This is a genomic window from Tateyamaria sp. ANG-S1, from assembly GCF_000814025.1.
Taxonomy (GTDB): domain Bacteria; phylum Pseudomonadota; class Alphaproteobacteria; order Rhodobacterales; family Rhodobacteraceae; genus Tateyamaria.
In genome coordinates this window covers 39,209-66,059 of record NZ_JWLL01000023.1, presented here as the reverse complement: position 1 = coordinate 66,059, position 26,851 = coordinate 39,209, and the positions used below count along the sequence as shown (strand labels likewise).

The window sequence follows — 26,851 nt, the reverse complement described above, 5'->3', positions numbered from 1 at the left end:
TTGAAGGGGGCAAAGGGCCGGGGCGCGGGCGTGTCACCACACGCCCCGGCAGGAGGAAAGGCTTACTGCCAGGTGTAGTAGCCGGCGTCATCCATCACGGCGCGCGTCCGTTCAGCCACGCCATCCAGCGCTTCCTGAATGTCCAGATCTTCAGTCAGCACCTTGGACATGGTTGTGCCGATGTCCGCGTTGATCTTGCCCCAGACCGGGATGATCGGGCGCCAATCGGGATCGGCATATTTCAGGGCTTCACCAAAGGTCGCGGCGAACGGGTATTTTTCATTCAGACCGGCATCCTGGTAGGTGGAGAAGCGCGAGGGGTTGCCGCCTTCCATGGCGACCATAAGGTCTCCTTTTTTGGACGTCAGCCACTGCATCAGAAGGAAGGCCGCTTCCTTGTTCTCGGCGTTCTTGGGGATACCGATGCCGAAGCCACCGGTTTGCGATCCGCGACGCACGCCTTTGGGGTGCATGGCATAACCAACCTTGCCCGCGACCTGGCTGCGCTCGGGATCTTCGAAACCGGGCATAAAGGCGATGGAGTCCATGAACATCGCCGCCTGACCCGTGGCGAATGCGTTGGCCGCTTCGGACGGACCAAAGCTCATCGCGCCTTCGGGACCGCAATCGACAATGGATTTCAGTGCATTGGCCGCTTCGACACCAGCGGCGTTGTTGATGATCGGGTTCCAGGCGTCGTCAAAGACGCGGCCGCCGAGCGGGGCAAGGTGCAAAAGGAAGGCGTGGCTGGCTTGGTGGCCCGATGCCGCGCGCGATGCCATGCCGCCCATACCCGGCTCAAGTTCGGGGATCTTGCACGCCGCATCGAGCAGTTGGTCATAGGTTTCGGGCGTCGGGATGCCGTGCTTTTCAAAGATGTCCTTGCGGTAGGCGAGGACGGAGGTTTCCGAGCCGAAAGGAATGCCAAACAGCGATCCGGTTGGACCCGGCAGATAGCCCTTGAAGCCGCCCGCGACACCGATGTTTTCGACATAGCCGTCGATCAGGTCGCCCGCGTCATAGTTCGGGTCGGCCAGTTTGGGGTTCATGAAGTACTTGGCCAGGTTTTCCAACTGGTCGGCAAAGACATAGTCCGCTTTGGAAAACACGACGTAGGAAATGAGGTCATACTCGCCCTCATCCTGTGCCAGTTCCAGCGTCTGCCGCTCGCGCATCTTCAGGTAGGGCAACTGGTCCACCTCAACCTCAATGCCCGTTTCCTTGGTAAACTCGGGCAAAACCTTCATCGCGGCGTTGTAATGTGGGTGCGCGGGGAAGTTCACGATCAGGGTCGTGCCCGCGTATTCCTCGTAAGGGTTGGCAAAGGCCGCCCCTGCCATGATGGCTGCGGTCGTCAGACCCACCGCCGTTGTTTTCAGTCCTTTGAACATGTGTTCCTCCCTTAGAACTTATTGATTTTCAAAGTGCGTTTTCGGATGTGCGATCGAACAGGTGTACGCCGCGCTGGTTGACTGCGAAGGTAAGGGTCTGGCCAAGGGCAACCGGTGTTTCCGAATTCACTTCGACCATCACCTGGGCTGGGCCGCATTTGCAGAGCAGGACGGATTGCGCGCCGATGTATTCCGACACCTGCACGTCGAGCGTCAGGGCTGTTGCCGGGTCGGCGTCTTCGGCAAAGTTCAGGTCAGAGGGCCGGATGCCCAGCGTTACCTCGCGGCTGGAATGCCCCTTGGCCTTGGCCGCGATCTCGCCCGACAGCTTCAGATCAAAGCCGTCGCCGGTGACCCACATCTCCCCTGCCCGCTCTTCCAGTGCGCCGTCGAGGAAGTTCATCGGCGGCATGCCCATAAAGCCCGCCACAAACTTGTTCACCGGGCGTTTGAACAGCTCTTCGGGTGTGCCCTGCTGCTGGATGTAGCCGCCGTGCATGACGACGATCCGGTCTGCGAGCGTCATCGCCTCGATCTGGTCGTGGGTGACGTAGATCATGTTTTTCTGGACGCGCTGGCTCATGAGCGCCAGTTCCGCCCGCATCTGCCCACGCAGTTTGGCGTCGAGGTTCGAAAGCGGCTCGTCAAACAGAAAGATGCCAGAATCCTTCGCCAGTGCGCGAGCCATGGCAACCCGCTGGCGTTGACCGCCGGAAAGCGCACCGGGCTTACGGCCCAGAAAGTCGGTCAGGCCGACCATCTCGGCCACTTCCTTGACCTTGGCGTTGATGTCGGACTTCGGGCGGCGGGCGAGGCGCAAGGCAAAGCTGATGTTCTGCGCCACGTTCATATGCGGATAAAGCGCGTAGTCCTGAAACACCATCGCCAGATCGCGTTCCTTGGGTTCCAGATGACTGACGGGTTTGTCGTCGACATAGATCTCGCCATCCGACACGTCCTCCAGCCCCGCAATCATCCGCAGGGTCGTGGATTTGCCGCAGCCCGACGGGCCGACGAGCACGGTAAATTCGTTCTCCGCCATCTCAAGCTCGATGCCGTGCAGCACCTCAACATTGCCGTAGCGTTTGACCAGATTGTCGAGCCGGATGGTGGGCATAGATGTACTTCCGTTCTTTGTTACCGGTCACACTAACAATTGTGACCGGTAACACAAGAAAAAATGAAGAGCCTAAGCGACTGAAATCGCGACGTTTCGCTATTTCGTGCTGTCGCGGAAAGTCAGATTGACCGGCACAGGAACCAGTGAACGACTCATTGGCGCATCATCTGACAGCAGTTGCCCGATCAGTTTTCCCGTCTCACGCCCAATGGTTTTGGGGTCCACAGAAACAGTCGTGATTGTGGGGGTCGCAAAGCGCGACACTTCGAAATCGCCAAAGCCCGCGATGCCGATGTCTCCCGGCACGGATTTGCCGAGTTTCAGCATCACCGACAGCACGCCAAAGGCAGGGGCGTCGGACACACAGAACACGCAATCGGTGTCGGGAAATTCCTCAAGCAACCGGGTGGCCGCTTCGGCCCCTTCCTCAATCGACAGGGGCGGTTTGCCGATTTTTAGCGCGCGGTCAGTGGGCAGGCCCGCCTCTTCCATCGCATCGAGGTACCCCTTGCGCCGGGCTGCACCCCGGGTCCAGTCATCATCGGCCTCCCCTACAAAGGCGATGTTACGATAGCCCCTCTCGATCAGTGCTCGCGTCATATCTGCCGCTGCCTGCCGGTTGGAAAAGCCGATAGTATGACCGATGGGATTGTCGGGCCGCTCCCACAACTCGATCACTGGGATATGCGCATCACTCAACAGCGCAACGGTCCGATCGGAATGCCCGTCATAAGACAAGACGATGGCCTCCGGTCGCCGCTTAAGCATGTCCTCGACCAACTGTTCCTCGCGATCCGGGGAATAGTCCGTGTGGCCCAGAAGGATCTGCTGGCCGATGCCTTCCAGCTCTTCGGTCAAGGCCTGCACAGTTTCGGCAAAGTGGAGGTTGTTCAGCGACGGTACCAACACAGCGACAAAGCCCGACCGCTTGGTCGTTAGACTGCCCGCCATCTGGTCCGGCACGTAATTCATCTCGCGCACGACCTTAAGGATACGGTCCCGTGTATCCTTGGAAATCGGGCTGTCCTTTTTCAACGCGCGGCTGACTGTCATGCGCGACACACCAGCGGCGCGGGCCACATCGCGCATCGTTACGGGGCCAGAGGATTTGGACGGTGTTCGGGGCATAAGACGCAAGGTGTGCCCGGTCACAACGCGCGTCAAGATGCAATCTTAGGGCATTCTCGGTCGCTACACACAACTGAAACAGCACACCACGAATAGGCTCCAAACCGAAATACTTTGCGAATTTCGCGCTTTATAATAATCTGCGGTAGAATTTCGCTTTTAAGATACGCTGCCGTCTTTTCCGGCGGAACGATGAAACGCATTAAAAATACCCGCCCATAAGCGGCAAAGGATATTCAACACTGACTTTTTGAAGGGGTTTAATATGTCAGGGCTTACGAAACGGGACGGCGATATTTCCCGCCTGCATCCCGCTATCCGCGACAGCGTCGCTGCCATTCAAAAGAAACTGAATGCTGAAAAGATCCCGTTTCGAGTGTTCGAAGCGTTCCGCACCCCACACAGGCAAGCGAGCTTGTACGCCAAGGGACGCACAAAGCCAGGCAACAAGGTCACTTGGGTTGGCCCATGGGGATCAATCCACCAGTATGGATTGGCGGTGGATTTCGTTCTTTTCGAAAATGGAAAATGGAGCTGGGACGACAGCGGGGCCAAGGCGAAATGGTGGACGCGCATGCATGAGGTGGCCGCCGAACACAACATGACCCCGCTCTACAACAAGAAGAAGCAACTGATCGAAAAGCCGCATGTCCAATTGGTAGGCGTCACATCTTCGGAATTGCGCGATGGTATTTACCCCGATGGTGGCGATACTGTCTGGGCCGAGCATCTCGCCGATCTGATCGACAGCTGGGACAGTGGCGGCGCTCCGGCCAAGCCTGCGCTGGCGCCGGAGAAACCCGCGCTTGATCCCACCCTCGTCGCGGATGACGATCCGGGCTCCGCAGCCTCTCCCGTATCTATGCCCTCCGGCACCGCAGAAGCGGACGCACGGTTCCAAAAACTGCACAGTTTCATCAAGTGGGCAGAGGGCGGCTTTGCCAACCATCCGGATGATACGGGCGGCGCCACCAATTTCGGCATCACCCGCGCAACGCTTGAGGATTGGCGCGGCAAGCCCGTGACCGAGGACGAAGTGCGCGCCCTCAGCCGGGAAGAAGCGAACCTGATCCTGCGCACCAATTACTATGCGCGATGCCGCTGTGGTGAAATGCCGGACCGCACCGCCATGGTCGTCTACAACACTGCCATTCTCTCAGGCACAGACAAGGCGATCAAGACGCTGCAAGAAGCGTTCAATACAATGGGCATGAAGGTCAATGGCGGGCCTTTGAAGGTAGATGGGATTGTCGGGCGCAACACTATTGCCGCTGCGCGCGAGACTGATGCCGAAGCCATGTCCGAAACCTATGTCGATCTGTACGAAGCCTATCTCAAAACCCGCCACAACTTCGATACCTTCGGGAACGGTTGGATGAACCGGATCGCGAAACTGCGTGAATTCCTGACCACATTGCCAAAAGAGGCGGGCAAACGCCCGACGACCGTCATGAAAGTTACCAACAAACCCCTGGGCCTGGACCTGGACGTCGATGATCTGCTCTCGGTCATCGCTGCGGTATCCACGGGTGGCAAAAGCGCTGCCGCCAAGCTGGTGTTGAACCGTATTATCCAAAAAAAGGTCGCACAGGCCGAAGATGACAGTGTGACCGAAAGCCTGCTGAAAGCGGCGTTGAAAAAGAAACTTAATGACCTCGAACCTGAAACACCGACCCCTAACAGACCACCACTCACGCCCGTCAACGCAGCACTTGGAGAGACCGTCGGCAGGCTGCTGAACGGCAGGAAGTCGGTCATCGGGATCGTCGGGCTGCTTCTGACATCCATTGTTCCCGCGGTCTTCCCGCAGGGCCGCGGGGTCATTGATCCAGCCTTCGTAGCGCAACTTAAAGCGAACCCGGATATCCAAACGATCCTGTTCACCTTGCTCAGCATCTTTACCGGTTGGGGCTTCCTCGGGAAAATCGACAAGGCGATCCGCGACGTACGAGCCGAGTTCTGAGCCTGTTCATAAGGAAACGCCCCCGATCACCTCGACCGGGGGCGCATTGTTTTCAGTAAGCGCCGTTTAACGCTCGAGTGCGCCCACACCGGAGAAGCGGAACGCTTCCTGTTCCAGCGCGTCGATTTCCTCGTTGCTCATCTGGTCATGGGCCACCGTGATCCGGCCCAGGAAGACAAACGGCAGTTCGTCAGCACGCCCCTCAAGGTCCGCTTTGATCGCTTCGGCTGTCGCCGCGCCCACGTCATCGCCCATACGCATCGGTGTGGCATCCAGCTCACCACGACGGATCGCGTCAAGCTCCAAACCTGTACCGCCCCAGCCGGTCGAGAAGATCTCTTTCTCCTTACCGACCGAAACCTGTGCCTCGACCGACCCCATCGCCATCGCGGTGTTGGCGTTATGGATAATCGTCGCCTCAGGGTAGGACTGCAGGATCAGCGATGTACCGGCAAAGCCGCCCTCGCGCTGATATTCACCATAGTGTTCGTAAACGGTGGTCCAGCCTGCCTTCTCTTCGACGCAGGCTTTGAAGTCACCAGAACGCTGGTTGTCGGTGATGCCGGGAATGCCCCGGTTCATCGCCATGGTCACACCTTCGCCCAGACGACCGATCATGTAGTCGCACATGGTCAGCGCACCGGCAGCGGACGAAAAGTCGAACCAAGCCGCGGGCTGATGCTCCAGCTCTTTCAGCGGTGTGTGGAACGCCCAGACATAGGTGGTCAGGTCATCCGTTTCAGCCGCCAGTTTCGAGATGTTGTCGGCCTGGATCGCCAGTTCTGATGGGCCAAAGATCACGTAGTCATAGATGTCTTTGTCCAGTACGACCTGGTTGGCATAGGTCGTTTGCAGCGAATGCTCGATCTGACGCGAGGCGAACTCGGTCGTTTCGTACTGCACGCCCAACTCGTCCAGACGCTTGGTCATCGCCAGATAGTTGCGCGCCCAGAAGTCCGACGTGTCCGACGACGGGTAGATCAAAGCGATCTGGATCGGCGCATCCTGCGTGCCGCTGAACTTGACCGCCTCAGCGCCAACGACGGCTTGCATGGCTTCCAGCTTGCCTTCGGCGTTCACCTCATCGGGCACCCAGTAATCGCGGTCCGCAATGTCGGGCAGTTCCTTCAGCGGCAGGGTCGCATGGCCATCAGCCATCGCCATTCCTGTCATCGCAGTTGCCACGAGGGCTGTGGTTGCTAAAAATCTCATTTCGGTTCCTCCCTTTGCAATGAGAGCGGGATCGTCGGCCAGGTCGGGGCTGCACCCTCGGCCTGGCCACCCCGCATTGGCCGGATTATCCGCTTGGCGCGACGTCCCCGGCAAAGATGCCGCCGATTGCCAACAGGGCAATCAGGACACCAATCAGCAGTGCGGAAAACCGCACCAATTTCTGGCCTTCGGCGGTCTTGAGGTCTGCAAACCAGCCCCCTGCCCCGTCGCGGTCCTTCTTCTGGATCCAAGCATAGAGTGCGACCGAACTGATGATCACAAAGCCCGACGCGACCGGCTGCCAGAAGAATTCGATCCGCAGCGTCACAAGCGCATTCAGCATCATGGCCAGCAGCAACACGCCCGAGAATGACCCGATGATCGAAGCACGGCCGCCAAAGAGCGACGTGCCACCCACAACCACCGCAGCAATAACGTGCAGGTTGAAGAACGGCGCCATCGTCGCCTGAATGGCGTTCTGTTTGCCGGTCAGCATCAGGCCGGCAAGGGCCGCACAAGCGCCACACAACACATAGGCATAGACCTTGTGCCGTTTCACACCGATGCCGGTCAGTTCCGCCGATTCCGGGCTCGAACCAATGGCGACCGTGTAACGACCAAAGTGGGTCCGCTGCAGGATGTAGTAGCCTGCCACCATGGTCAGGATGCCGATCACCGCAGGTGTTGGGATGAAAAACGGCGTCTGACCACGACCCATTTCTGTCAGGACGTCGGGGAAGCGCGCCAGCACCAATCCCTTGGCCAAGAGCAGCGCCAGACCCTTGTAAACAAGGTCCATCGCCAGCGTGCCGATCAGATCGGGCACGTTGAAGCGTGTGATCACCAGACCGTTGATCAGGCCCAGAAGCGCACCAATCGTCAGAGCAATCGGGATGCCGACATAGATCGAGAATCCGAACTGCTTGACCAGAAACGCCATGATGATCGCCGACAGCACAGCAACGGACCCAACCGACAGGTCGATACCGCGCTGCGTGATGACAAAGGTCATCGCCATCGCCATCGGCATATACAGCGCCGCATCCTGCAGGATCAGCTCAAGGTTGCTGATGCGATAGAACCGGTCGGGCGAGGCCACGGCCATGAACAGGAAGATGGCAACGATCATCGCCATCGGCGCAATCACCGCCATATACGGCTCAAGCCGTTCTGTCAGCGGTGCTTTTTCACTTGTCGCAACTGCGGCGTTCATGCGGCGTCCTCCTTGGCACCAACGATCATGCCCAACACTTCTTGCGTTGAGCTCTCAGCGGTCAGGGCCACGCCCACACATTGACCACGGCGTTGCACGTGGACACGGTCGGCAACTTCAAACACGTCATCCAGTGAGTGGCTGATCAGGATCACGGCCAGCCCTTGCTTTTTCAGGGCCATGATCAGTTTGAGGGTGCGTGCCGTCTCTTGCGGGCCAAGTGCTGCAGTCGGTTCGTCCATGACCAGCACGCGCAGCCCTTCATGATAGACCGCGCGCGCGATGGCCACAGCCTGACGCTGACCACCAGACAGGCTGTCAGTCTGCGCATCCAGCGATTTCAAGCGAACACCCAGGCGTTCCATCAAAACGCGCTCGGTCTCTTCGCGCATCTTCTTGTTGTCCAGAACCGTGATGCCAAACACTTTCTTGGTCAGCTCGTTGCCAAGAAACATGTTGGCCGCCGGATCAAGGTGATCGGCCAGCGCCAGCGTCTGATAAACGGCGTCGATCCCAGCCTTGGCCGCGTCGGCGTGGTTGGAAAACTCGACCTTCTCGCCGTCGATGTAAATCTCGCCCTCAGTCGGTTGGTAGACGCCTGTAAGCACCTTGATCAGGGTCGACTTGCCCGCACCGTTGTCTCCGACGATGGCCAGAACTTCTCCGGCATAGGCGCTTAGGTTGACGTCTTGCAGTGCGGTCACACCGCCGAAACGTTTGGTTATCCCGCGCATCTGCACGAGTGGCACATCAGCCATATCTCTCTCCTCCGGTTGCACGGATGCCACGGGCTGCGCACGCGCCCGAGGGGTTCGGAATTTGGGTGCAGGGTCCCGTTACTCACTGCGGGACCCTGCGGGGAGGGACCTCTATTTTCCCCAGATCTCGGCATATGCCTCGCGATAGGGAATGTCGGGGTCAAAGGCGTTGCTGTCGCCCAGCTTGGCAAGCCCTTCGGGTGTGACAAGTGCGGGCGACGTGATGTAGCCCGAGCAGGCCTCACCCTGGATGGCGCGGTTCAGCTCGTCCACGAGCTGCCAGCCCTGCAGGTTCAGCGGTTCAGCCACGGTGATCGCCTGATAGCCGTTGGAGCGGATGCGCTGGAACGCGGCCTCCGACCCATCACCGGCGGAGCCTGCCAACGGACCGGCATCAGGCGACAACCCGGCTGCGGCCAGCGATGGGCCCATGAAGTCAAAGTACAGGTCGTTGATCGCCAAAGCGTGCGTCCAGCTTTCACCATATTTCTGCAACAGCGACGTTGTCAGCGGCCCCATGCGGGTGGATGTGTCTGCAATCGGCGTATCCACATATTCCAGCACCTTGCCGCCTGCGGCCTCAACCGTCTCTTTCAACCGGTCGGCCTTGTCGATGGCGATCTGATAGGTGCTGTCGGTGAAGATCACGACACCAATCTCTTCACCCTCCGCCTTCGCATCATCGATAGCCCATTCCGCAGCCACTTCGGACACGGTCATCGCATCAGTCGATACGTTTACAAAGATGCCACCAGGCGCATCACATCCGATCACGGGGCCAGAGTGCCAGGCGACCATGGGCACACCTGCATCCACAACACCCTCAAGTGCGGCTTGCTGCTCCACGGCGTCAAAGCCGTTGATAATGATGCCGTCGGCCTTCAGCGCAAGCGCCTGACCAATCGCCGCCGTACGGCCCTGGATGGATCCTGCGCCGTCAAGCACCCGCACGTCCCAGCCAATCTTGGCCGCCGCTTCCTCGACACCCGTGGTAACACCAAGGATGCCACCGTTTTTCAGATCGCCAGCAACCACCACGATTGATTTGCCATCAGCCGCAGTCGGTCCGGTAGTTGGCCCGTCCCACTCCGCCAGAGCGGGCACGGCTGTCATCATGGTCGTGGCCAGAAGCCCCGCGATGAATGTACGTTTTTGCATAGTTTCCTCCCTTTGCAATTCGATCATGTCGCGCAGTTTGATCCAAAAACCGGTTCCCGCTTTTTGGACTGCACTTTGTGCGTCAACGCTTGTCTGCACCTTTTTTGCGTTGCGCGTAGCCTGCGATGCCGATGGCAACCAGCAGGGTTACTCCGTTGAACAGTGGCTCGACCCAGAAGGAGCCGCCGAATTGTTGAATGCCCGAAATGCCCACGGCCAGGATGACGACACCGACCACGGTGCCCCACACATTCACCCGACCGGGTTTGATCGTCGTGGAGCCAAGGAACGCACCCACAAGCGCCGGCAGCAAGAATTCAAGGCCCACCGAAGCCTGCCCGATCCGCAGCTTTGCAGCCAGCAGTACCCCGGCCAATGCCGTCATAGCGCCAGACGCAACAAAGGCGCCGATGACATATTTCCGCGTTGGAATACCGTTAAGTTGCGCGGCCCGCTGGTTCGCACCAATGGCATAGAGGTATCGTCCGACAGGCGTGTATTCGAGCAGGATCCACATCACGACCGTGATGACGATCAGGTAGTAAGCCGTGATAGGCAGGCCGAACACAAAGGTCGTGTTCAGCGCATAGAACCCGTCCGGCAACAGCCCCACCATCTGGCGTCCGCCCGTGTGCCACAGGGCAAGCGCATAGAGCACAGTCCCGGTGCCCAGCGTCGCAATAAAGCTGTCGATCTTCGCCACTTCAACCAACAGACCATTCAGGAATCCGGTCAAAGCACCCAGCAGCAGAACGATGGCGACCGCCATCGGCCACGGCAGGCCCAGCATGGTCTGCAAGCTGATAGCAAGGATGTGCCACAGCACGATACCATAGCCGACGGTCAGGTCGATCCGCCCCGCCGCCATCGGGATCATGGCTCCGAGCGACAGAAGCGCAATGATCGCCTTGTCCGAAATGATGGACCGCAGGTTCAGCATCGTCGGGAAAGTGTTCGGCAACAGGACCGAAAACAGCCCGATCAGGAAAACGGTCAGGATCACGAGGCCATAGACCGGCAGGAACCGCATCAACCGCTTGCCCATCGGCAGCCCTTTGAGTTCCGCCTTGGTTGGCTCGAGTGCGCTGGATTCAAGCGACTGCATGCGAACCGCCCCCTTCTGTCTTGATGTTGCCAGCCGACGCGGACTGGATCAGGTTTTCTGTTGTCAGCCGCGTGCCGCTGAGTTCGTCAACGATAGCACCCTGGCTAAAGACGATGGCGCGGTGGCAGATCGTGGCGATCTCTTCAAAATCCGTGGACATGATCAGGATCGCGACACCTTCGCCCAAGGCGCGGTTCAGCAGGGCATAGATCTCGGACTTCGCGCCCACATCCACACCGGCGGTCGGGTCTTCGCAGATCAGCAGCTTGCGCTTGGTGGCGAGCCAGCGGCCAATCACAACTTTCTGCTGGTTGCCGCCCGACAGCGCCTCGATGGCAAGGGTCGGGTCATTGGGCGACAGGCCCAGCTCGGCCCCAATCTCGCGCGCCTGTTCGGCTTCGACCCGTGGGGAGAGCATGTTCAACAGCGTGCGACCAATCCCATCTGGGTTCAAAAACGTGTTTTCCCGGATCGACAGGCTCATGGCAACGGACTCTTCGGTCCGATCCTTCGCAACCAAGCCCACTCCGGAATGCAGCGCCTTCTGCGGCGATGCGAGGTCCGGCGTCTCGCCGTCCAGCGTCACCTGACCTTCGAAGGGGACCAAGCCAAAGAGCGCGCGCGAGATCGCCTCGTGCCCTGCCCCGCGCAGACCAACCAGACCCAGCACTTCATTCTTCTGCAGATCGAAATCCAGCTTCTGCATGCCAGGCACTTCGAAATTGCGCAGGGACAGAACCGGTGCGCCAATCTCGCTTGTCGCCTTGACTGTTTCGCGCGTCTTGCGACCGACGATCTTCTGCACTAGCTCTTCTGGCGTCGTATGATCAATGCTGCGTACACCGACCATCGCGCCGTCGCGCAGCACGGCCACGCGGTCGGCAATCTGGAAAATCTCGTCTAGGCGATGCGAGACATAGATCATCCCCACCCCCTTTTCCCGCAAAGGCCGGATGGCGGCAAACAGCCGCTCCACCTCATCCGCAGGCAAAGAAGCCGTGGGTTCGTCCAGCACCAGAAATTCGCTATCCACCGCCAAAGCGCGCGCAATGGCGACCAGTGACTTCTCGGTCCGGGTCAGATCTTCGACCCGTGTCGTAGGATCAAATTCAGCATCAACCTTGCGCAATGCCTCGACGGCGAAATGCTCAACATCCTTCCAACGGATCATCCCGTTCTTGCGGGAAAAGCCCAAGGCAAGGCCGATATTCTCAGCCACCGTCATCCACTCGATCAGGCCAAGGTCCTGGTGAATGAACGCCACCTTCTGGCGCTCACCAAACCCGGCCGGTTTGTGCTGGTAGGGCACGCCATCAATCAGCACCTGCCCGGCGTCAGCTGTATGGATACCGCCCAGCACTTTGATCAGGGTCGACTTGCCCGCGCCGTTCTCACCCAGCAGCGCCACGATCTCGCCGCGGCCGACGCTCAGCGACACATCCTTCAGCGCATAGGTGCCGCCAAAATGCTTGTCGATGCTGTCGAAAAACAAACCTGTCTGCAGGTCTGGCATGGGCGCTCCTCCGAAATTACGCGGCCCCAACCTCCCCGTTGAGTTACCCGTAACATTTCGCTAGCATCATGTCATAGCACGCGCCCTGTCAAGGCTTAAGTTACCCGTAACGTAAAATGGCTGTGAACATGGATAAAGTAAATAAAAACAACAAGGTAAGCCTCTCCGAAGTCGCTCGCGCTGCGGGTGTATCAAAGATGACTGCCAGCCGTGTGTTACGAGGTGAAGGAGGCTATTCGGAAAAAACGCGCGTCAAGGTGATGGAGCAAGTCGATGCCCTCGGCTATCTCCCGAATCGTTTGGCAACAGTTTTTGCGGGCGATCAGACCTCGACCTTCATCGGCGTGTCGATCCCGGACCTCGGGAACGAGGTGTTCGCGCAGGTGCTGGAAGGCATCGACCGGAAGCTCGGCACCTTCGGATACCAGTCCGTTCTGGGCCTCACCCAGCACACCCAACAAGAGGAAGAGAACTGGATCAGGACGGTGCTGTCCTGGCAACCCGCGGGCCTGATTTTGACCGGGCGCTACCACTCCCCCCGGGCCACCGACATGCTCCGAAACGCAGGCATTCCGGTGGTTGAAATCTGGGATCTGAACGCCGCCCCGCTCGACATGAGCGTGGGCATAAACCACTTCGACAGCGGCTTTGACATGGGCCGTTACCTGTCGTCTCTGGGCTATCAGAAGATCGGTTACGTGGGCACGTCCCACGACACGGCTAACGCCGCGACCGAGCGGCTGAATGGCTTTTGCAAGGCGGTTGAAGGGGCCGGAGGCGCGGTCGTCAAACAGCTCTGCCTGCACGACACAGCAACTTACTACCCAGGCTTTTACGGGACCGAGCAATTGCTGGCCGCAACCCGGAACGTCGAGTGCATCTTCTACCAAAATGACGCGATGGCCTTCGGCGGGCTGCAATACTGCGCCTCCAAGGGGCTAACAGTGCCCGACGACATAGGTATTGCGGGTTGGGGCGACCTACCGATTGCATCCGTCATGAACCGGCGGCTGACCTCTTGCCACGTGTCCCACCTCAAGCTGGGTCAAAAGGCGGCCGAGATGATGATGGGTCGGCTCACGGAAGAGCCCGTGCCGACCTGCACCGACATCGGGTTTCGATTGATCCCGGGGTCTACAGTGCGGAACAGTGGGGTCTAAGCGCATTAGGGCCAATTCTCCGGAATAAAAATCCCCGAAATAGGCGCCGCACCGCCACTTCGCACAAAGCCCTAGAAAAAGGTTGAACCGCCCACGGTCGGAAGCAATGCCAGTGCTGAACATAGGAGTGTTTTATGCAGTGGTGGCCCAAATCCGGAGAAGGTTGGCGAAGTGGTCCGTGGTGGACAGTCGGCCCCTCACGTTTCGTATATTTGCCACTCTTGGCTTTGGTCGTGTTTCTTGTTTTGCGGTACGTGATTTAGACCAAGTTCGGTTTTGGCCGCACTGTCGTTCAACCGGGGCCCATGCCGCTCGACCACCACCAACACTGCCATCAGATCAATCCCCGTCAGCCCATAACCCGGATTCCAAGCTCCTTAGCCAGCAGGTCGGAGGCGGTGGCATTACGATACAAATGAATGTATACAATTGTATACGCTTCTGCCGCCTGGAGACTTCTTGTGATCGAAGACCTGCATCACATCCAACTCGCCATGCCGAAAGGCCGGGAAAATGACGCGCGCGCCTTCTATGTCGATGCTTTGGCGTTTTTAGAAGTGGACAAGCCCGACGCCCTTCGCGATCGCGGCGGCATTTGGTTCGAAAGCAACAACGTTCGGCTGCATCTGGGTGTCGAAGAACCTTTTTCACCAGCAAAAAAGGCGCATCCGGGGTTCAGAGTGAACTCATTGGATCAAACAATCCGGCATCTCACAGGTGCCGGTATCGCGTATCGCACGGACATAGACTTGCCAGACATCAAACGTATCTACGTCGATGATCCGTTTGGAAATCGGATCGAACTGCTTGAAGTGATACCTGCCTAGCTAGCTCGTCTCGCCCACCACCAGCGCCGAACCCACATCGATCCGCGCAGGTGTGTCTATCTCGTCGTCAAAGATACCCTGCAACAACTCAACAACCTGTCGCCCGATGTCCTCGGCCTGCACATTCACCGTCGTGATCCGCGGATTTGACACCTTGGCGACCTCAAAGTGACCAAAGCCGGTGATCGCCAGATCCTCAGGCACGCGCAGACCAATGCGCTGAACAGAATTCAGACAGCCAAAGGCCACCGGGTCTGACACACACACCAGCGCATCATATTGCGCAATGTCCTTCCCCATCGCCTCGATCACCGCAGCGCCGTGGCGCATGGACACCGGAGCAGGTCCGGCATCAATCATCGCAACCTCGGGCAAGTCATGTGCCTGTGCGGCCGCAACAACGCCAGCCCGGCGCACCGCGCCCCGCATGTCGGCACCTTCTGACGCGCCAACAAAGGCCAGCTTTCGCCGCCCGGTCGCAACCAGATGCTCAACGATATGCGCCATCGCATCGCTGTTGGAAAAGCCAACTACATGGCCAAGCGGGTCCTCGGGCAGATCCCACATCTCGATCACTGGCAAATCACGGGCCTGCACCAGCTTGCGGGTTTCTTCTGTGTGATGCCCACCGGTTAGGACCAGCGCTTCGGGGTTGCGGGTCAAAAGCTGGCGCACCAGCTCCTCTTCCCGCTCGACCCGGTAATTCGTGCTGCCCAAGAGCAGTTGCAGCCCCGCCTCGCCCAACCCATTGGTCAAAGCGCGAAAGGTTTCGGCAAAGTTCGCGTTGTTCACCGACGGAAGAGTGACGGCGACAAAGCCGCTCTTTTGCGTACGAAAGGCCTGCGCCGTGCTGTCATAGACATAGCCCAGATCATCCGCCACCTGCCGTACCCGCGCGCGCGTCTTGTCGTTGACGGTGCGGTCATCCCGCAGGGCGCGGCTTACGGTCATGGGCGACATGCCCACCGCCTGCGCCACGTCCCGCATGGTGACACGCGCGCCCATGGCTTACGCCTTGAACTCGTTCAACTGCGTGACGTGGTGATGAATGCGACCGTCAAAATGCTCGGCCACGATCTCGCCTGTCACATCACGTGATTGCGCGCGGAAGGGGCTGTCCAGCGCGCTCTCCATCGCCGCCGCATCCGGGTATGTGATGGCGAGGATCAACGGAAACTCCGGCGCGCCCTCGTCCCGGTCATCGCTAAACATCACGCGCACGTCGGTATTGCCGGGAAACTGCTTCCACAACGGCACCAACCGTTCTAGCACGGCAGCGCGAAAGGCGTCCGTCTGGCCCGGCTTCACCGACCCTTCGAACAGGGCAAAGCGTGTGATCATGTCTCTATCTCCTCTTTCGCGCCCTGGAAAAACTCCATCAAGGCGGCTTGATCTTCCCCACCCAGTCCAGCGGCGGTCAGCATCCGGTGAATTTCGGCACACAGCGCGGTCATGGGCATCGACGTACCGGTCTGCCGCGCCAGATCGTTCACCATGTTCAAATCCTTGACCATGTTGTCGATGCGGCCCGTGCGGCGATAGTCCTTGGTCGCGAAACGGGGCAGATACTCCTGCAACAGAGCCGAATCCGCACGCCCCCCCTTCAGCGCCAACGGGATTTTCTCCGCATCCACGCCCGCATCGAGCGCAAGCTGGGTTGCCTCTGCCACAGCCATGAAGCCCAGACCGCACAGCACCTGATTGATCAGCTTGGTGGTCTGCCCTGCCCCCGACGGCCCCATATGCGTGTAGTTCGACGCCACATGCTTCAGCGCGACATGGGCGCGCTCCACGTCCTTGGCCTCCCCGCCCGCCATCAGGGTCAGCTCCCCGATCAGCGCCTTGGGCGCCCCGCCGGACAACGGACTGTCGACCCAGGCCAACTCGCGCTCGGCGGCCATCTTCGCAAACTTCCGCGTGGCATCCGGCTCAATCGACGACATGTCGATGATCAGCGTGCCCGGCTTCGCCCCATCCACAATCCCGTCCTTGCCAAAGGCGGCCAACCCCACAATGCGCGAGGCGTTCAGGCTGGTGATCACAAAATCCACGTCCTTCGATGCCTCGGCGGCCGAGGCCGCCGCAACCGCCCCCTTCTCGACCAGCGCGTCCACCCGCGCCTTGTCCAGATCAAAGACGTTCAAAGAGTTCCCGGTCGCCAACAGCCGCTCGCCAATGGCGCCCCCCATGGCCCCTGCCCCGATCAGGGCAATCTTCTCGCTCATATCATCGTCCCCCGTACGTAATCTTCCGACTGCGCGATCACCTGCTCAAAGGGACGCGCAATGTCGATCTCTCCACCCCATTCGTCATCGCCCAACCGCTCCAGCGTCTCGAACTGGCTGTCAAGCAGGGACGCAGGCATGAAATGCCCAGGCCTGTGCGCAACCCGCTGCGCCAGCACATCACGCGGCGCGTCCAGGTGAATAAAATGCACCGGCTCATCGACATGCTCGCGTATCCAGTCGCGGTACTTCTTCTTCAGGGCCGAGCAGCCAATGGCGATGGCCCCCTCATGCCGCGCCAGCATCCGCCCCACATCGGCCAACCACGGCGCGCGGTCCTCATCATCCAGCGGCACACCCTGCGCCATCTTGTCGATGTTTTCCTGCGGATGCAGGTCATCGCCATCCACGAACTCCATGTCGCACATCACCTGCAAGGCCGTCCCCACGGACGACTTCCCGCAGCCCGACACGCCCATCAGCACATAACACCGCATCAGAGCGACGCCGTGATGCCGCCGTCCACGAACAGCGTGTGACCGTTGACAAAGCTCGACGCGGGCGACGAAAGGAAGACGGCAGCGCCCACCAGCTCCTCGACCTTGCCCCAGCGGCCCGCCGGGGTGCGTTTCTCCAGCCAAGCGGAAAACTCAGAATCGGCCACAAGTGCCGCGTTCAGCGGCGTATCAAAGTAGCCCGGTGCAATCGCATTGCACTGCAAGCCATGCTTCGCCCAGTCCGTCGCCATGCCTTTGGTCAAGTTGGCAACCGCCCCCTTGGTTGCCGTGTAGGGCGCAATCCCCGGACGGGCCAGCGCTGTCTGGACCGAGGCGATATTGATGATCTTGCCCGCACCGCGCCCGATCATATGCCGCGCCACGGCCTGCCCCACATGGAACACGCTCGCGATATTCGTCTGCAACAACCGCTCGAACGCATCAGCCGGGAAGTTCTCCAACTCCGTCCGGTGCTGCATACCTGCATTGTTGATCAGGATATCGATGGCACCCTTGTCGGCCTCGAACCCATCCACCGCAGCCCGCACCGCATCATGGTCCGTTGCGTCAAAGGCCAACGTGTGCACGTTGCCACCCAACGCCTCTGCCGCCGTCGCCAACTTGCCCTCATCGCGCCCGTTCAGAACGATCTCCGCACCTACTTCCGCCAACCCCTTGGCCAGCGCAAAGCCGATCCCTTGCGACGATCCGGTGATCAGGGCGCGGCGGCCCGAAAGCGAGAAAAGGTCAGACATGCGACACTCCGAATTTTGAGGACGGGATTGACGCCCGCCGAATTGTTATCGATAACATGATACCGATAACATCGCGTGTCAACGAGGAATCGCAATGACCAAACCCATCGTTCTCCAAGTCGGCCCCTACCCCGAATGGGACCAGGATCCGCTTGATGCCGCCTTCGACGTCAAACGCTTGTTCGAAGCATCTGACGCCCCCGCTTTCCTCGCCGAACACGGCCCCAACGTACGCGCCATCGCCACGCGCGGCGAACTTGGCGCAGACGCGGACATGATCGCCGCCTGCCCATCGCTCGAACTGATCTCGGTCTACGGCGTGGGCTACGACGCCGTAGATCTCAACGCCTGCAAACCCCGCAACATCCGCGTCACAAACACGCCCGACGTGCTGACCGAAGACGTGGCCGACCTCGGCGTCGCTATGATGCTCTGCCAGTCCCGCGGCATGATCGGAGCGGAAAGCTGGGTGCGCGACGGCTCATGGGCGGCCAAGGGGCTCTACCCGCTCAAGCGCCGTGTCTTTGGACGCAAGGCCGGCATCCTCGGCCTCGGGCGCATCGGCTTCGAAGTCGGCAAACGGCTCGCAGGCTTCGGCATGGACATCGCCTATTCCGACATCGCGGCCAAGGATTACGCCCCCGACTGGACTTTCCTCGACAGCCCCCTCGCGTTGGCACAACACGCTGACTTCCTCTTCGTCACTCTCGCGGCGTCCGCAGAAACACGGCATATCGTCAACAAAGACATCATCGAAGCGGTCGGCCCCGACGGCATGATCATCAACATCTCCCGCGCCTCCAACATCGATGAGGACGCGCTGATCGACGCCCTGCAATCCGGCGCCCTGGGATCGGCAGCCCTCGACGTCTTCGAAAAGGAACCCGCGCTCGACCCGCGCTTTCTCGACCTCGACAATGTGCTGGTGCAGCCGCACCACGCCTCGGGTACAATCGAAACACGCAAGGCCATGGGCCAGCTTCTGCGCGACAACCTGACCGCCCATTTCGCAGGTGATGCCCTGCTGACCCCCGTTCTGTGAAAGGCCACCCCATGAAAGTCATCGTTGCCCACGCGGCCAAGGACCTGAGGGTCGAAACCCGCGACATGCCCACGCCCGGCCCAGGTCAGGTGCTGGTCAAGATGGCCGCGGGCGGCATATGCGGCTCGGACCTGCACTACTACAACCACGGCGGATTCGGCCCGATCCAACTGAAGGAGCCCATGATCCTCGGTCACGAAGTCGCGGGTCATATCGAAGCCGTGGGCGATGGTGTCACGGGCCTCGACACCGGCGCGCTTGTCGCCGTGTCGCCGTCCCGCCCCTGCGGTCAGTGCAAATTCTGCCTCGAAGGCAAACAGAACCACTGCCTCAACATGCGGTTCTACGGCTCCGCCATGCCTTTCCCCCACATCCAGGGGGCCTTCCGCGAATACATCGTCGCTGACGCCGCCCAATGCGCCCCGGCAGGTGATCTGAGCGCAGGCGAGGCCGCCATGGCCGAACCCCTATCCGTCGTCCTGCACGCCGCCAAGCAAGCGGGCGACCTGATGGGCAAGCGCGTGCTGGTCACCGGCTGCGGCCCTATCGGCCTGCTCGCTGTCCTGGTCGCCCGCGCTGCGGGCGCAGTAGACATCGCCGCCACCGACATCTCGGACTTCACGCTGGGCAAAGCGCGCGACGTGGGCGCCGATAACACGATCAACGTCGCACAAACCCCCGACGGCCTCAGCCAATTCGAAGCAGACAAGGGCCACTTCGATGTTCTCTTCGAATGCTCCGGCGTCGCCTCCGCCCTCGCCTCCGCCGTCCCTGCCCTGCGCCCCGGCGCTACGATCATGCAATTGGGCTTGGGCGGCGACATGACCTTGCCTATGCAGGCGATGACGGCCAAAGAACTGCAACTCAAGGGCTCTTTCCGCTTCCACGCCGAGTTCTTCACTGCCGTGGAAATGATGCGCACAGGTCGGCTCGACGTGACCCCGCTCATCACCCACGCCATCGGCGTCGATGCAGCGGTCGAAGCCTTCGAACTGGCAGGCGACCGGTCGCAGGCCGTCAAGGTCAACATCACGTTCTGATGACCTGCGGCGGTGCCACGTGCATCGCCGCTTGTCCTTGCCCATAAAGTCTACTATTTTTATCGGAAATCACAGAACATAGCCAAGCCACCCGGCCCAGCCATCCCTTGCCCTTGTTTAGCATCAGGATTTGGCCGCGTGTCTGCACCTCATATTTCCGCCGAAACCATCCGCGCCCGCCGCGCAGACAAACCCGACCTCCGCGACCGCGACTTTGCCGAGCAAAACGGCATCAGCGAGGGCGCACTCGTCGCCGCCTATTGCGGCCACGGCGTCACCCGCATCGACGCGCATCCCGACGTGGTCATGGACGCCGCCCAACAGCTAGGCGAGGTCATGGCGCTCACTCGCAACGCCTCCTGCGTGCACGAAAAGATCGGGATCTACGACAACTACCACCCCGGCCACCACGCCGCGATGATCCTGACCGAAGACATCGACCTGCGCATCTTCCCCAGCCACTGGCAACACGCCTTCCTCGTCGAACGCGAAAGCGACGCAGGCACGCGCCGCAGCGTTCAGGTCTTCGATGCGGCAGGCGATGCCGTCCACAAGATCATCCTGCGCGATGGCTCAAACCACGCGGCCTTTACCGACCTGACAAAGAAGCTGGCCACCGACGACCAATCGCCAGACGCCACATTCGCAGACCGCAAGCCCCCCGAAGCGCCCAAGATCGCCGAGGACAAAATCGACATCCTGCGCAAGGAATGGCAGCGCATGACCGACACGCACCAGTTCCTGCGGCTGGTGTCCAAGCTCAAGATGAACCGCCTCGGCGCCTACCGCGCCGCCGGTGCGCCCTTCGCCCGCTCGCTCGACCCCTCCGCCATCGACACCCTGCTGACCGACCTGCAACGCACCGAAACCGAGGTGATGCTGTTCGTCGGCAACCGCGGCTGTATCCAGATCCACACCGGCGCGCTGCACACGCTCAAACCCATGGGACCATGGCAGAACGTCATGGACCCCCGCTTCAACCTCCACCTGCGCCGCGATCACCTGGCCGAGGTCTGGGCCGTCGACAAGCCCACCCAACGCGGCACCGCCACGTCGGTCGAGGCGTTCGACAAAGACGGCGCGCTCATCTTCCAGGTCTTTGGCGTGCCCAAGGAAGGGCGCGACAGCCGCCCCGCCTTCCGCGCCATCGTGGCAGAGCTTGACGGGGTCGCCGCGTGATGGACCGCCGCGACTTCATCGCCCTGTCGCTGGCCCTCGCCGCAACGCAGCCCACCCGCGCGCTGGCCGCAACGCAAGACACCATCGCCATCGGCGGCGACGTGACCGAGATCGTCTATGCGCTCGACCAACAACACCGCCTGCTCGCCCGCGACGCGACCTCAACCTACCCGCCCGAGGCACAGGCCCTGCCCGATGTCGGCTACATGCGCCGCCTCTCCGCCGAAGGCGTGTTGTCCTTCGCCCCCTCCCTCATCATATCTGCCGAGGGCGCTGGCCCGCCCGAGGTGATCGACATCCTCCGCGCCGCCTCCATCGATTATGTCGAGGTGCCCGAGGGCTATGATGCCCAAGCCATCATCGCCAAGATCACCGCTGTCGGCGCGGCCCTCAACGTCCCCGACGCGGCCCAAACACTGGCAGACCAAACAACCACCGCGCTAAACACCGCCCTCGCGCGGGCAAGTGAAACCAACGGCACGCCCAAACGGGTCATGTTCATCCTGTCGACCCAAGGGGGCCGCATCATGGCCTCCGGAACAGGCACGGGGGCCGACGGCATCATCGGCATGGCAGGCGGCACCAACGCCATCTCCGCCTTCGAAGGGTACAAGCCCCTGTCCGACGAGGCTGCCAGCGCCGCCGCCCCCGACGTCATCCTGATGATGGACCAGACCGGCGACCACGCATCGACGGACGACGAACTGTTCGCCCTCCCCGCCCTACAAGCCACGCCAGCCGCACAAAACCGATCCGTGGTCCGAATGGACGGCCTGTTCCTTCTCGGCTTCGGCCCGCGCACGGCGGGGGCGGTTACAGCCCTCAACCGCGCGCTCTACCCCGTCTGACCCCATGGCACTGGCCGATCACCTGCCGCAAAGCCGCGTCGCACGGGCGCGCATCCTGCACGGCTGGCTTGCCCTCGCCCTCATCCTTGTTAGCCTCTTCAGCCTCACGGTCGGCGCCACCGAAGTCTCCCTCGGCCCCGCGCTCTGGAAACTCGCCACCGGCGAAGCCCTCACACGGATGGAGGCCATCGTTCTCTGGGACATCCGCATGCCCCGCCTGATCCTCGGCCTGCTCGTGGGCAGCGCCCTCGCGGTCGGCGGTGCCGTCATGCAAGGCCTCTTCCGCAACCCGCTGGCCGACCCCGGCCTCGTTGGCGTCAGCGCGGGCGCAGGCCTCGGTGCCATCACCGCCATCGTTCTCGCAGGCCTCGCCCCGCTCTGGCTGTCGCGCATCGCAGGCGACCAATTGGTCCCCATCGCCGCCTTCTTCGGCGGCTGGGCCAGCACTATCCTACTCTACCGCGTGTCCACACGCCGTGGGCGCACCTCCGTTGCTACCATGTTGCTCGCGGGCATCGCCCTCGGCGCCCTCGCGGGCGCGCTGTCAGGCATCCTCGTTTACATGTCCGACGACCGCCAACTGCGCGACCTCACCTTCTGGGGCCTCGGGTCATTGGGCGGCGCAAGCTGGGCCAAGGTGGTCGCAGCAGGCCCCATCATCGCCCTCGCCCTCATCGCCGCCTGCACCCTCGGGCGCGGCCTCAACGGGCTAGCCCTCGGCGAAGCAACAGCAGCCCATATCGGCCTCAACGTCCAACGGGTCAAAGGGCTGGCGATCCTCACCGTCGCCGCCGCCACCGGCGCCGCGGTTGCCGTGTCGGGTGCCATCGGCTTCATCGGCATCGTGGTCCCCCACCTCCTGCGGCTCGGCACCGGCCCCGACCACCGCCCACTCCTGATCAACGCCGCCCTCCTCGGCGCGCTGCTGCTGGTGCTGGCGGATGTCATCGCACGGGTCATCATCGCCCCTGCCGAACTGCCCATCGGCATCGTCACGGCAGTGCTGGGGGCACCGGTCTTCCTCTGGATCCTGCTCCGGCAACGCGGCATGGTGGACCTGTGACGCTCGCCGTGCGCAACATCACGGTCCGTTACGGGCCCAAAACGGTGATCGAAGGCCTCACCGCAAACGCCGTGCCCGGCGCGGTCACGGCCATCGTCGGCCCCAACGGCTCCGGAAAATCGACCCTGATCAAGGCGATCTGCGGCGACCTGCCCTACACCGGCCAGATCACCCTCAACGGCACCGACGTCGCCACAGCGCAGCCATGGGAACTGGCAGGCCTGCGCGGTGTGCTGCCCCAGGCTTCGACCCTGGCCTTCCCCTTCCACGCCATCGAAGTCGTACGTATCGGGCTGACGTCCGGCCCCGACGCCGAACACCACCACCGCGCCGAAGCCGCCCTCGCCCGCGTCGGCCTCGCAGGCTACGCCAACCGCTACTACCAGGAGCTTTCGGGCGGCGAACAACAACGCGTGCAACTGGCCCGTGTGCTGGCACAGGTCTGGTCACCGGGCACGGCAGAAGGCCCGCGCTGGCTGATGCTGGACGAACCGGTGTCCAGCCTCGACATCGCGCACCAGCTTCAGGTGATGACCATCGCGCGCAACTTCGCCCGCGCAGGTGGCGGGGTCATCGCGGTGATGCACGACCTCAACCTCACGGCCCTTTTCGCCGACCACGTGCTGGTGATGGCCGAGGGTCAGCTATTGGCATCCGGACACCCCGCAGACGTGATGACGGACGATGTGCTGTCGCGGGCCTATGGCTGCACGCTGCGGGTCAACACCGCGCCAACCGACACCATCCCATACATCCTGCCCCATTGCGCGGCACCGCATGCCGCCGAATAGGGCTGCCAGAAACACAGGACACGCAACATGAAACTCAGCACCAAGGGACGCTACGCACTGGTCGCCCTAGTGGACCTCGCCTTTCACCAGGATGCGCGCCCCGTCTCGATGGCCGAGATCAGCCAGCGGCAAAGCATCTCGCTTCCCTATCTCGAACAGCTCTTTGCCAAGCTGCGGCGGCACGGGCTGGTGATGTCGAGCCGCGGACCGAGCGGCGGCTACAAACTGGCGCGCGCCCCGCAAGACATCCGCATTGACGAGGTGCTGAGCGCCGTGGACGAATCCGTCGATGCCATGCGCACTGGCGCAGGGGCCAAGGGCGGATCGTCAGGCACCCAAGCCCAATCGCTGTCAAACCGTCTGTGGGAGGGGCTCAGCGCGCATGTCTATGTCTTCCTGCACAAGACGACGCTGGCGGATGTGATCGGCAACACGCTTGTCCCCTGCCCCGCGATCCCCGCCTTGTTCGAAGTCGAAGACGCCTGATCAGGCGTCGCGCCGATGCGCGGGCGGTCGCGGCGGACGATGGGCATAGGCGTCCATCGGATGCGTCATCACGCGCAGCGCTTCGGGCCGGACACCCGCGCATATGCGACGCAAACACATGCGAAACCATCTGTACGTCACCGGGTGAAGATACAAACCAAAACTCCCTGAAACGGGCATGCAACCGAGGGCATTTTACCGGGCGTTCAGCGGCTGCTGTGGCTTGGTCGCAGAAACATGACAGAAAAAGTCGGGATTCGACAAGGGATTCCCGACAATTTCGCTCAGAAAGGGTTGCCTTACCTGCAGAAGCCTGTAATTGACTATTTCTGTAGGATTTAGATCAATGGAAACAGGGAGCCTTTCCATGACCACCAGAACGTGTTTTGTCACCCTCGCCGTCGCAGCGATCACAGCGACCACTGCCGTGGCCGAGGGCGAACTGAACCTCTACTCGTCGCGTCACTACGACACCGACGAGCGTCTCTACTCCGACTTCACGGAAGCAACCGGCATCACCATCAACCGGATCGAAGGCAAGGCCGACGAGCTGATCGAACGGATGAAGGCCGAGGGCGCAAACTCCCCCGCAGACATCCTGCTGACAGTCGACACCTCGCGCCTTGAGCGTGCCAAGGACGCAGGCGTTCTGCAATCCATCGAAAGCGACGTGCTCGAAGCCCGCATTCCCGCCGCCCTGCAAGACGGCGACAACCAATGGTTCGGCTTCAGCCAACGCGCCCGGATCATCTTCTACGACAAGACCGACGTAGAAAACCCGCCCACCAGCTATGTCGAGCTAGCGGACCCCGCCTTTGAAGGCATGGTGTGCCACCGCTCGTCCTCCAACGTCTATTCCCAGACACTGCTGGCAGCGATCATCGAAAACCACGGCGAAGACACAGCCAAGGAATGGGCCCAGGGCATCGTGAACAACTTCGCCCGTGCCCCGCAGGGCGGCGACACCGACCAGCTGCGCGGCCTCGTGTCAGGTGAATGCGACATCTCGATCTCGAACACCTACTACTTCGCCCGCGCCATCCGCAAAGAGGTTGACGGCCTGCCGGCAGACGCACGCGAGAACATCGGCTGGATCTTCCCCGCCCAGAACGCCGAAGGCGCGCACATGAACCTGTCGGGCGGCGGCGTTGCAGCCAACGCACCAAACAAGGACAACGCGATCCTGTTCCTGGAATACCTGGCCAGCGATCAGGCGCAGGAATACTTCTCGGCCGGTAACGACGAATACCCGGCTGTGCCAGGCGTGGGCCTCAGCCCCTCCGTGGCAGCCCTGGGTCTCTTCCGCCCGGACGCCGTGGACCTGACCAAAGTGGCCAAGAACGTGCCTGCGGCGCAGAAGATCTTTAACGAGGTCGGCTGGGAATAAGCAGACCTCTGCCCAAAATGTGAAAGGCGCGGAAAATACCGCGCCTTTTTCTTTTCTTACTGTATTAGTCAGGATTGACGATCCCGACAAAAACGATCAACATAACAGCGATGAGTCTCAGCCACCCCTGAACGGGCAGCCCAGACGCCGGTGACACCAACTGGAGGTGAGACATGGTGAGACAAAACAAAGATCAACGCCCGCGCGCCCGGACGTACTGTGACAAACCCTGCTGCCAAGAACTGCTGCAAGGCGCACTCGACGGGCACTACTCAAACGACCACTGCCTGGAACGTATGCTCGACCATCTGGAGCGTGCAGCATGAACGCGATGACACAAGTGCCGAACACAACCGCAGCCCCGGACGCGCAACACATGGACACCTATGACGCACGCGATCTAATCAAGGACGGAGTCCAAGCCTCAATTGTCCTTGATGGTCAAGTTTACTACCTGCGCATCACGCGCGCGGGCAAACTGATCCTGACGAAATGACAGCGCCCAACCACGCCCGCGGCGGGGCCACTGTCAACGTGCTGAACCGGATGGAGGCATGGGAGGCGAACCTCGTCCTCAACCTCCGCCTCTGGTGCGAGGGGCCGAACGGCCAGCACCACGCACGCGATGATTACCTCAACGCCCTGCCCGCCGCCGAAGCCGAGCGCGCCTGGGCCACGTTCCAGCGCATGACGCGCAAGATCCTGTGCACAGCACCCCGTCCCCTCATCCGCCACGCGGTGGGATGCAATTGCGTGGGCTCCGACGAATGTATCTTTGTCCACCTGGTGCGCACCGCATCCGACGGTCACCTGAACGACGCGGCCCTCATTGCGACGCTGCTCACCGGCCCGGCCCATGCCGAACACATCGCCCTGATGGCGGGCGAGGTTGGCAGCACCCTGCGCCACATCCACGGCCAAAAGTCCGATCCGATTTCACCCGCAGCCGCGCCCAACGTGGTGCGTCTGCACTAACCAAAGTCAGAACAA

The 26,851-nt window shown here is 61.2% G+C and carries 27 protein-coding genes; 13 read left to right on the top strand and 14 right to left on the bottom strand.

The annotated features are described in order from the left end of the window. Window positions 1-62: 62 nt before the first annotated feature. The 3 genes from RA29_RS21385 to RA29_RS21375 form a co-directional block, all read right to left on the bottom strand. Window positions 63-1,391 (bottom strand): extracellular solute-binding protein, encoded by a 1,329-nt coding sequence (locus RA29_RS21385; RefSeq protein WP_039689899.1) that lies wholly within the window; start codon window positions 1,389-1,391, stop codon window positions 63-65. A 28-nt stretch (window positions 1,392-1,419) separates the two neighbouring features. Next, on the bottom strand, window positions 1,420-2,508 hold the full coding sequence (gene ugpC / locus RA29_RS21380) for a sn-glycerol-3-phosphate ABC transporter ATP-binding protein UgpC (RefSeq protein WP_039689897.1): 1,089 nt from the start codon (window positions 2,506-2,508) through the stop codon (window positions 1,420-1,422). Window positions 2,509-2,607: 99 nt separating this feature from the next. After that, the gene (locus tag RA29_RS21375) at window positions 2,608-3,675 is read right to left on the bottom strand and encodes a LacI family DNA-binding transcriptional regulator (RefSeq protein WP_241462688.1); all 1,068 of its coding nucleotides are present in this window, start codon (window positions 3,673-3,675) and stop codon (window positions 2,608-2,610) included. A 229-nt stretch (window positions 3,676-3,904) separates the two neighbouring features. On the opposite strand from RA29_RS21375, the gene RA29_RS22215 reads away from it, so the two are divergent. Further along, window positions 3,905-5,602, top strand: coding sequence for a glycosyl hydrolase 108 family protein (locus RA29_RS22215; protein WP_052249871.1), 1,698 nt, complete (start codon window positions 3,905-3,907; stop codon window positions 5,600-5,602). Window positions 5,603-5,668: 66 nt separating this feature from the next. Here RA29_RS22215 and RA29_RS21365 read toward each other — a convergent pair whose 3' ends face one another. The 6 genes from RA29_RS21365 to RA29_RS21340 form a co-directional block, all read right to left on the bottom strand. After that, window positions 5,669-6,814 carry a substrate-binding domain-containing protein gene (locus RA29_RS21365; protein ID WP_193743614.1) on the bottom strand — a complete coding sequence of 382 codons (1,146 nt, stop codon included), beginning with the start codon at window positions 6,812-6,814 and terminating at the stop codon, window positions 5,669-5,671. 85 nt (window positions 6,815-6,899) lie between these two features. Then, entirely contained in the window at window positions 6,900-8,027 is a 1,128-nt protein-coding gene (locus RA29_RS21360) for an ABC transporter permease (RefSeq protein WP_039689896.1), read from the bottom strand. Continuing rightward, the gene (locus RA29_RS21355) at window positions 8,024-8,785 is read right to left on the bottom strand and encodes an ATP-binding cassette domain-containing protein (protein ID WP_039689894.1); all 762 of its coding nucleotides are present in this window, start codon (window positions 8,783-8,785) and stop codon (window positions 8,024-8,026) included. Before RA29_RS21355 ends, RA29_RS21360 begins: the two co-directional genes overlap by 4 nt. A 111-nt stretch (window positions 8,786-8,896) precedes the next feature. After that, window positions 8,897-9,943, bottom strand: a complete 1,047-nt coding sequence (locus RA29_RS21350; RefSeq protein WP_039689973.1) for a substrate-binding domain-containing protein — start codon at window positions 9,941-9,943, stop codon at window positions 8,897-8,899. Between the two features lie 82 nt (window positions 9,944-10,025). Beyond that, window positions 10,026-11,048, bottom strand: coding sequence for an ABC transporter permease (locus RA29_RS21345; RefSeq protein ID WP_039689893.1), 1,023 nt, complete (start codon window positions 11,046-11,048; stop codon window positions 10,026-10,028). After that, the gene (locus tag RA29_RS21340; protein WP_039689892.1) at window positions 11,035-12,561 is read right to left on the bottom strand and encodes a sugar ABC transporter ATP-binding protein; all 1,527 of its coding nucleotides are present in this window, start codon (window positions 12,559-12,561) and stop codon (window positions 11,035-11,037) included. The genes RA29_RS21345 and RA29_RS21340 overlap by 14 nt, the downstream gene beginning before the upstream one ends. 116 nt (window positions 12,562-12,677) lie before the next feature. On the opposite strand from RA29_RS21340, the gene RA29_RS21335 reads away from it, so the two are divergent. Continuing rightward, window positions 12,678-13,721 (top strand): LacI family DNA-binding transcriptional regulator, encoded by a 1,044-nt coding sequence (locus tag RA29_RS21335; protein WP_039689891.1) that lies wholly within the window; start codon window positions 12,678-12,680, stop codon window positions 13,719-13,721. 461 nt (window positions 13,722-14,182) lie between these two features. Next, window positions 14,183-14,548, top strand: coding sequence for a VOC family protein (locus RA29_RS21330; RefSeq protein ID WP_039689972.1), 366 nt, complete (start codon window positions 14,183-14,185; stop codon window positions 14,546-14,548). Here the strand turns inward: RA29_RS21330 and RA29_RS21325 are convergent, their stop codons facing one another. Genes RA29_RS21325 through RA29_RS21305 form a run of 5 tightly spaced genes read right to left on the bottom strand, consistent with a single transcriptional unit; the run spans window position 14,549 to window position 18,025 of the window. After that, complete coding sequence (locus RA29_RS21325; RefSeq protein ID WP_052249869.1) at window positions 14,549-15,553, bottom strand: LacI family DNA-binding transcriptional regulator; 1,005 nt, start codon at window positions 15,551-15,553, stop codon at window positions 14,549-14,551. A 3-nt stretch (window positions 15,554-15,556) separates the two neighbouring features. Beyond that, window positions 15,557-15,889: an antibiotic biosynthesis monooxygenase gene (locus tag RA29_RS21320; protein WP_039689889.1), complete on the bottom strand. Its 333-nt coding sequence runs from the start codon at window positions 15,887-15,889 to the stop codon at window positions 15,557-15,559. Beyond that, complete coding sequence (locus RA29_RS21315; RefSeq protein ID WP_039689887.1) at window positions 15,886-16,773, bottom strand: NAD(P)-dependent oxidoreductase; 888 nt, start codon at window positions 16,771-16,773, stop codon at window positions 15,886-15,888. The genes RA29_RS21320 and RA29_RS21315 overlap by 4 nt, the downstream gene beginning before the upstream one ends. Then, on the bottom strand, window positions 16,770-17,270 hold the full coding sequence (locus tag RA29_RS21310) for a gluconokinase (protein WP_039689885.1): 501 nt from the start codon (window positions 17,268-17,270) through the stop codon (window positions 16,770-16,772). Before RA29_RS21310 ends, RA29_RS21315 begins: the two co-directional genes overlap by 4 nt. Further along, window positions 17,270-18,025 (bottom strand): SDR family oxidoreductase, encoded by a 756-nt coding sequence (locus tag RA29_RS21305; RefSeq protein WP_039689884.1) that lies wholly within the window; start codon window positions 18,023-18,025, stop codon window positions 17,270-17,272. The genes RA29_RS21310 and RA29_RS21305 overlap by 1 nt, the downstream gene beginning before the upstream one ends. Window positions 18,026-18,119: 94 nt before the next feature. On the opposite strand from RA29_RS21305, the gene RA29_RS21300 reads away from it, so the two are divergent. From RA29_RS21300 to RA29_RS21255, 10 genes are all read left to right on the top strand, one after another. After that, window positions 18,120-19,067, top strand: coding sequence for a 2-hydroxyacid dehydrogenase (locus RA29_RS21300; protein WP_039689882.1), 948 nt, complete (start codon window positions 18,120-18,122; stop codon window positions 19,065-19,067). A gap of 11 nt (window positions 19,068-19,078) precedes the next feature. Next, window positions 19,079-20,107, top strand: coding sequence for an L-idonate 5-dehydrogenase (locus RA29_RS21295; protein ID WP_039689966.1), 1,029 nt, complete (start codon window positions 19,079-19,081; stop codon window positions 20,105-20,107). 138 nt (window positions 20,108-20,245) lie between these two features. Continuing rightward, a complete protein-coding gene (locus tag RA29_RS21290; protein ID WP_039689881.1) occupies window positions 20,246-21,286 on the top strand; it encodes a hemin-degrading factor in 1,041 nt (346 codons plus the stop codon). Then, the gene (locus RA29_RS21285) at window positions 21,286-22,134 is read left to right on the top strand and encodes an ABC transporter substrate-binding protein (RefSeq protein ID WP_039689880.1); all 849 of its coding nucleotides are present in this window, start codon (window positions 21,286-21,288) and stop codon (window positions 22,132-22,134) included. Before RA29_RS21290 ends, RA29_RS21285 begins: the two co-directional genes overlap by 1 nt. Window positions 22,135-22,138: 4 nt before the next feature. Further along, on the top strand, window positions 22,139-23,197 hold the full coding sequence (locus tag RA29_RS21280) for an iron ABC transporter permease (protein WP_039689879.1): 1,059 nt from the start codon (window positions 22,139-22,141) through the stop codon (window positions 23,195-23,197). After that, window positions 23,194-23,988, top strand: a complete 795-nt coding sequence (locus RA29_RS21275; RefSeq protein ID WP_039689878.1) for a heme ABC transporter ATP-binding protein — start codon at window positions 23,194-23,196, stop codon at window positions 23,986-23,988. The genes RA29_RS21280 and RA29_RS21275 overlap by 4 nt, the downstream gene beginning before the upstream one ends. Before the next feature lie 27 nt (window positions 23,989-24,015). After that, window positions 24,016-24,474, top strand: coding sequence for an Rrf2 family transcriptional regulator (locus tag RA29_RS21270; protein WP_039689876.1), 459 nt, complete (start codon window positions 24,016-24,018; stop codon window positions 24,472-24,474). Window positions 24,475-24,841: 367 nt separating this feature from the next. Further along, complete coding sequence (locus tag RA29_RS21265) at window positions 24,842-25,861, top strand: Fe(3+) ABC transporter substrate-binding protein (RefSeq protein WP_039689964.1); 1,020 nt, start codon at window positions 24,842-24,844, stop codon at window positions 25,859-25,861. Window positions 25,862-26,192: 331 nt separating this feature from the next. Beyond that, window positions 26,193-26,357 carry a hemin uptake protein HemP gene (locus RA29_RS21260; RefSeq protein WP_241462693.1) on the top strand — a complete coding sequence of 55 codons (165 nt, stop codon included), beginning with the start codon at window positions 26,193-26,195 and terminating at the stop codon, window positions 26,355-26,357. Then, window positions 26,354-26,836: a hypothetical protein gene (locus RA29_RS21255; protein ID WP_039689872.1), complete on the top strand. Its 483-nt coding sequence runs from the start codon at window positions 26,354-26,356 to the stop codon at window positions 26,834-26,836. Before RA29_RS21260 ends, RA29_RS21255 begins: the two co-directional genes overlap by 4 nt. The last annotated feature ends 15 nt before the right edge of the window (window positions 26,837-26,851 follow it).